Origin of the sequence: Jannaschia formosa (assembly GCF_003340555.1) — a bacterium.
In the GTDB taxonomy this organism is placed as follows: domain Bacteria; phylum Pseudomonadota; class Alphaproteobacteria; order Rhodobacterales; family Rhodobacteraceae; genus Jannaschia; species Jannaschia formosa.
The window spans coordinates 1-1795 of sequence record NZ_QPLJ01000078.1 but is presented as its reverse complement, the minus strand read 5'-3'; the positions used below and the strand labels follow the sequence as shown (position 1 = coordinate 1795).

At 52.8% G+C, this 1795-nt stretch carries 2 protein-coding genes; both read right to left on the bottom strand.

What is annotated here, in order from left to right; all coding sequences use genetic code 11:
* Positions 1-293: 293 nt before the first annotated feature.
* Entirely contained in the window at positions 294-791 is a 498-nt protein-coding gene (locus tag DR046_RS23405; protein ID WP_135227401.1) for a hypothetical protein, read from the bottom strand.
* Positions 792-873: 82 nt separating this feature from the next.
* Positions 874-1632: an alginate O-acetyltransferase AlgX-related protein gene (locus DR046_RS22820; protein WP_167767268.1), complete on the bottom strand. Its 759-nt coding sequence runs from the start codon at positions 1630-1632 to the stop codon at positions 874-876.
* Between the last annotated feature and the right edge of the window lie 163 nt (positions 1633-1795).

Genomic DNA, 1795 nt, shown 5'->3' with positions numbered 1-1795 from the left:
CCAGCGTCTCCAGCGGATCGCCCCCGTCCGAGATCTCCGCCAGCCGATCCTCGACGCTCCAAAAACCCGCCTGTCTCGCCATCGATCATCTCCCGCCGCCTCGGCAGGAGTGAATCATGACGTCAGACGCAAAGCGATAGGTTTCCGGAGGCCTCCAGCTCTACAACCAGCAACTCCCGCAATCAGCCCTGGCGACCAGGGCGCCCTTGCAGGCGATCAAGGACTGGCACACCCTCAAGCCAGAGCTGTTCAGGAAACGGCGATACTACCTCCCGGGATGTTACAAATAACCGCTATGAGAGCGAGATCAGTTCCATAGTTACAAGGCGTAGACGCCCGGGGACGTTTAAAGGGTCGAAGCGTAAACGCCGCCCTCGCCCCTCGGCCTCCAAGTCGAATACCATCTCATTAAGTCCTTCACGAATAGGCTTGCGGAACGAAAAAGCTTCAGTAAACGTCATGTCATGACGCCCTAAAAAGAGCTGTGCCACTCCCTCGACGGTGCTCTCCATGCAAATGCGCAGCTGATAGTCTCTGCCATCTTCCATGGATACATCAGAAAACGTGATGTGTGGATCGTGACCTGTCGACTCGAGCCATTCAGGCGCACTAGGTACGTTGCGAAGTTGAGAATTGAGTTGTGCCGAACCTATTTTTTCAAAGGTTGTGGCGGCTATCTGGGCCGCCCACCCCTCATAAACGGCAGGATAGCTGCGCGCTGACAGCTGTGCCTGCAGGGCAGTTGTAAATTCTGCCGTAGGTTTATAATCGTCGCGACCATAGAAGCGCATCACCACGGCGTTGTTGCACAAATCAGGGCAACCCATTGACAGTACAAGACTTTCCGCCGGGACGTAGAAGGCAAGTATTTTACTAGTTACAATGACTTACGGGTACTTGCGCAACAACGTCCATCACCACGCTTTCCCCCGCGGAATCGGGATAAACTTGCGACAGGTAGCGTTCAGCGTTCGCAGTGACAACATCGTCGGGAGCAAACAAATTTAGCAAATCGGGTTGGAATAATGGAGAGCGTACAAAAAGGATATCACGATAGAAGGTCAACAGCGGGCTTATGGCACCAATTAAGGAACTGTCTCCCAAGGCCAAAAGCCTACGGGAGCTGGCGGAAAGGGGGTTGTGGGCAACGACGATGTTATCGGTATTGCCGGGTAGGAAAATGTCATTATTGAATATCTTGAGGTTGGCTTGGCGTGGAATAAGACAGGGCTCGGGGAGTTGCGCGGGGATTTTTACCATATCGGCCAGATCACCACGTCGCTGACGGGTTCCAGTCTTCATACAAGCTTGTATATTGTGGTCATTACCAAGACTATCTAGGATTTTCTGCGCGACGATGGCGTTCCCGATTTGTGTCATATGGGTATCATGACGGCTGAATACCTGATCAGTCATGCTGGCCTCAATTAAATCCTGACGTGGATAAAGAACTGTTGTTCTCTTGGGGTTGAGGGCGTGTGAATAATGGCGCTCGAATAGGCTGTCTACCCCACTACGTATACCTTTGGGTAGAAATCTGGTCATGACCACTGGTTTAGAAGGATAGACAACATGGACATTTGGAACCCCACGGGCGTCACATATCTGGCGACGAGATTCCAAGTTTGCCACGAAGGACTGCACCGAATCCGGTGAAGGTGAAATAATACCAGTTAGGCGGTGTTGACAAAACCCTTCCCCTGACTGGCTTGGCGTGATTCACGGTGCCCGACTGTGATCGGGCGGAGTGATGCGATGGCGCGGGATCTGATGTCGGATGCGGAGTGGGTGTTCT

Excerpts from the sequence above, each read along its gene's own strand:
- DR046_RS23405 (WP_135227401.1), bottom strand. The coding sequence starts at position 791 with ATGCGCTTCTATGGTCGCGACGATTATAAACCTACGGCAGAATTTACA.